We start from the raw sequence: 4,649 nt of genomic DNA, 5'->3' as shown, positions 1-4,649 counted from the left end.
GGGGTTCTAAGCCCAAACCCTCGGAATTTTTTTAATCATTTTAAATCAATATGTTAGCTAATGGTCCGTAATCTGATTATGGATTAATGGGTAGTCGGGGGTTTGTACAAAATGACTCAAAAGTACCTGTAGCGTGAGACTCAACCATCTGAAATGGATAGTTTTAGAAAATATAAATACAAACGAATGAGAAAAAAGCCTGCTACGAGTTCGCGGAAGCTGGAATCCAGCGGTATAGCGTCGGAACGGATACGCCGAGGTTCTTGGCCACGTCACGAGGCGGCACACCATTTGCCAATAGCTTTTTGGCCGACTCGATCTTGCTGTCAGTCATTTTTCTACTGCGCCCACCTTTACGGCCAAGCTGGCGAGCAACTTCCAATCCTGCTCGGGTGCGTTCGACTGTCAGTTCTCGCTCCATCTCGGCAAGGCTAGCCATAACGTGGAAAAAGAAACGGCCTGACGGGGTACTGGTGTCGATGGCGTCGGTAAGACTTTTAAACTGGATACCTTGCCTTTGTAATTCGCCGACCAGATCCACCAGCTTCTTGACGCTACGACCAAGTCGATCCAATTTCCACACGACAAGGGTATCTCCATCGCGAAGCATCTCCAGAGCCTTCGCCAGTCCTGGCCGTTCAGAGCGGCTTCCGCTGATCTTGTCATTAAAGATTTTTTGGCAGTCTGCTTTGATCAATGCATCGACCTGAAGATCAAGATTTTGATCTTGAGTCGAGACTCGCGCGTATCCGATTAGCATGCGTTATAAGCCTGATACATTTTGTTTGTCTTGCCGCAACGGTAGTACACGCAGGCGCGTCCGATTCGGATCGACGGTGAGCAACGCCCCTTCTTCAAGCTCGGATGCCATCTGCCGCAAGGCGATGATGACATGCTTGCCAATCACATCGGGGCTGACATCATCAGCACGGATTTGCACGACGCTGGGCTTTTCGCCGTGGGTAGCTGCAAGGATCGCGCTGAAGTCCAGATCGTGGGTAAGCACCACATAGTCGTTCGCGTGGGCATAGCTCATGATCTGAGAGTCCGGCGCGTTGTCCGCCCCAAGCGTTGACCAGTGCGCCGCCTCAATACCTGCATCGGCCAGCACGTCGATCCAACGCGGCGACAGGTTCATATCGACGAGCAGCTTCATGCAGTGGCCAGCATAACCTCACGTTCCTCAGCTCGCCATGCAGCATAGCGAAGCGCCTGCATAATGTCCTCATGCTCCAAGTAAGGGTAATCGGCAAGCACTTCATCAATGCTGTGTCCGGCACCAATTTGTCCCACGACCATGCCGACCGTGACGCGCATCCCACGGATACACGCTTTGCCACCCATCACATCGGGTTGTTGGGTAATGCGATTCAGTTGTCCCATAGTCTGCTCCTTATCGAAACTCATTGCCATGGTATAAAATTGAGAATACCCTTTCAAGAACTATTTATGAGAATGGCAGAGCCTTGATTTCATTGATCGCCTTAGCGCTTAAGCAAGGTTTATCAAAAACCCTCGTTTTCAAGAACAACTTATAAAAGGATTTTCCGCCCATCCATGCGTGCCAATAAGAATAAACGGTTAACTGTTCTATCTGAAGCAGAAAAACAGGCGCTATACGATTTACCTGATTTCGATGATTTTCAACGTGCCGAGTTTTTCGCGATGACGGAGAAAGAACATGGCATCGTATTCCAACGGAATGGCCTTCGCTCACAGCTTTATTGCTTGTTACAGATGGGTTACTTTAAGGCGAAGCAAGCTTTTTTCCGGTTTTCGCTGCAGGATGTGCCAGACGAAGACATCACCTTCATAATCCAGCGGTATTTCCCCGGAATGACTGTGGCATTGCAACCCTTGAAAATGACTGAATATTATTTGCAACGCAACGTGATCGCGGAATTATTTGGCTATCGGCTCTGGTTAGAAAGCGATGTGGCAACTCTATTGGATAAAGCTACTGAACTGGCGAGACAAGATGTCACGCCGACATTTATCCTGACCGAATTGATTGTCTTTTTAAACAACCAGAAAATTGTGCGCCCAGGGTATACAACTCTACAGACGATCATTGGTGATGCCTTGACTTCCGAACGCAACCGTTTGGAGCAATTGATTGACGAAATAGTAGATGAATCCGCACGAACAGAGCTTAAAAACCTACTCATTCGCGAAGATACCTTGTCTGAATTGGCGGCCATCAAGCAAGACGCCAAGAACTTCAGCTACCAAATGATGGTGGTTGAGCGCCAGAAACGGGCAACGCTGGAGCCTTTGTACCAGATAGCGAAGACACTGCTGCCAAACCTCGAAATTTCACAACAAAATAAACATTACTACGCCAGTCTCGCTAATTTCTACAGCATTTATGACTTAAGGCGGTTGAAGCCAGGGCAAACCTATTTGTACCTGTTGTGCTATGCCTGGCAACGTTACCAGCAATTGAGCGATAACCTGGTCAGCGCATTTTGTTACCAGCTGAAAAAACTGGAAGAAGAAACCAAGACAATATCATCGCAACAATTTACTCAGTCTCTGGCCAACAAACAGCAAGAGGCGCCACAAGTGGGGCGTCTGATTTTACTGTATGTCGATGAAGCGATAGACGATGCCGCTTTATTCGGGTCAGTACGCGATCAGGCATTTAACATCATGCCCAAGGATTCCCTCATCACTGCGGGTCAACGCTTATGCGAGAAATCACCCAGTCAACTGGCTTTTCGCTGGGAGGCCGTCGATAAAGTCACCGCGCGTTGCAAGAAAAATTTGCGTCCACTGGCGATGTCCACACACTTTTCCAGCACCGATACCCAGAACCCTTGGCTAATGGCGCTGAGCTGGATGAAGACTGTTTTCTCCCGTCAACAAACTTTGGCGCAGCGGCCTGTTAGTGAAATCCCTGCCAACACGATACCTAAACGCCTGCGTTCCCATCTGTTGGTATTGGATGAAGAAGGGAAAGCCACCGGTATTCGTGGCGACCGATACGAATTCTGGATTTATCGCCAAATCAGAAAACGTTTCGACATTAACGAACTGTATCTGAATGATAGCGTTGTGAACCGCCGTTTTAGTGATGATCTGGTTTCGATGGAGCAGAAGGCTGACATACTGAAAAAGTTGGATATCCCCTGGTTACGTCAACCCTTGGATGAGTCAATTGACGCGCTGTACGCCGAACTTAGTCTGCAGTGGAAACTATTCGACCGCGAATTACGGCAAGGTAAATTAAAGCATCTGGAATATGACGCGGCTCGCAAGCATTTGACTTGGCGGAAAAAGCCTAAGGTCAACAAAGACGAGGCGTTAAAAGTGGCTTTCTATGCCAAACTTCAATCGCATGATATTGCCGATATTTTCCGATTTGTTAATGAGCAGTGCCAGTTTCTATCCGTGTTAACGCCGTTACAACCGCGTTATGCCAAGAAAGTCGCCGATGAAGATAGTTTAATGGCCGTTATTCTTGCTCAGGCGCTGAACCACGGCAATCTGAGCATGGCCGAAACGAGCGATATACCCTATCACGTCCTAGAAGCCACCTATCAGCAATATTTACGGCTATCAACATTGAAAGCCAGCAATGATCGAATCAGCAATTTCATTTCGGAGTTAAGCATCTTTCCCTATTATTCATTTGGATTGGAACAACTCTATGGCAGTGTTGATGGGCAAAGGCTCGAAATGGGAACGCCTACCCTCAAAGCACGTCATTCAAAAAAACACTTTAGGCGGGGGAAAGGCGTTTCAGCCTATACGCTGCTCGCCAATCACATTGCGTTGCAAACAGAATTGATCGGATCGCATGAACATGAAAGCAATTTTTTATTCGATATTTGCTACAACAATACCTCGAATATCATGCCAACGGCCATCACCGGCGACATGCACAGCATCAATAAAGCCAATTTCGCTATCTTGCACTGGTTCGGCATGAAGCTGATGCCGCGATTCGTTAGTCTCCAAGATCAACTCAAACACCTATATTGTGCCGATGATATTGCAAACTATGAAAAGTTTTTGATCGCTCCTGCCGGACAGATTAACCGCTCTCTGATTGAATCCGATCATGCCCACATCGATCAAATCGTCGCCACGCTGGGCCTTAAGGAAATGACCCAAAGCACATTGATTAGAAAACTGTGCGCATTACCCGCACAAAATCGAACACGGAAGGCCATTTTTGAGTTCGATAAATTGGTGCGCAGCATTTACACCTTAAAGTATTTGCGTAATCCTCAGATAGAGCGCGATGTTCACCGTTCGCAAAACCGCATTGAGTCATACCACCAATTGCGCTCGTATACATCCCAAGTCAGTGGCAAAAAACAGCTCATCGGCAGAACTGATTTGGAAGCCGCCATTACCAATCAATGCGGCAGGTTAATCGCCAATGTAGTCATTGCCTATAATTCGATCATGTTATCGCTTCTGCTCGACAAGTATAAAGCCGCCGGGAACGAGAAAGTGATTGCGCTACTCCAAAAGATTTCCCCGGTCGCTTGGCAACATATCCATTTCTTGGGCCACTATGACTTTAAGAACAACCGTAATCAAATCGACTTTGATCAGATTTTAGCTGGCATAACATTTGACTAACACATTGATTTAAAATGATTCAAAAAATTCCGAGGGTTTGGGCTTAGAACCCC

4 protein-coding genes are annotated in these 4,649 nt (G+C 47.2%); 1 reads left to right on the top strand and 3 read right to left on the bottom strand.

The window, feature by feature from the left end; genetic code table 11:
- Nucleotides 1-202: 202 nt before the first annotated feature.
- From A1359_RS03310 to A1359_RS03300, 3 genes are read right to left on the bottom strand one after another with little or no spacing between them, the layout of a single operon-like run.
- Nucleotides 203-760, bottom strand: a complete 558-nt coding sequence (locus A1359_RS03310) for a recombinase family protein (protein ID WP_066977982.1) — start codon at nucleotides 758-760, stop codon at nucleotides 203-205.
- Nucleotides 761-763: 3 nt separating this feature from the next.
- Nucleotides 764-1,156: a DUF5615 family PIN-like protein gene (locus tag A1359_RS03305; RefSeq protein WP_066977980.1), complete on the bottom strand. Its 393-nt coding sequence runs from the start codon at nucleotides 1,154-1,156 to the stop codon at nucleotides 764-766.
- The gene (locus tag A1359_RS03300) at nucleotides 1,153-1,383 is read right to left on the bottom strand and encodes a DUF433 domain-containing protein (RefSeq protein WP_066977976.1); all 231 of its coding nucleotides are present in this window, start codon (nucleotides 1,381-1,383) and stop codon (nucleotides 1,153-1,155) included. The genes A1359_RS03305 and A1359_RS03300 overlap by 4 nt, the downstream gene beginning before the upstream one ends.
- Before the next feature lie 174 nt (nucleotides 1,384-1,557).
- Between A1359_RS03300 and A1359_RS03295 the strand changes: the two genes are divergently transcribed.
- Nucleotides 1,558-4,596, top strand: coding sequence for a Tn3 family transposase (locus A1359_RS03295; protein ID WP_066977972.1), 3,039 nt, complete (start codon nucleotides 1,558-1,560; stop codon nucleotides 4,594-4,596).
- Nucleotides 4,597-4,649 lie beyond the last annotated feature (53 nt).

The organism is Methylomonas lenta, from assembly GCF_001644015.1.
GTDB lineage: Bacteria > Pseudomonadota > Gammaproteobacteria > Methylococcales > Methylomonadaceae > Methylomonas > Methylomonas lenta.
The sequence above is the reverse complement of the archived record's forward strand: the minus strand, read 5'-3'. Positions and strand labels throughout refer to the sequence as shown.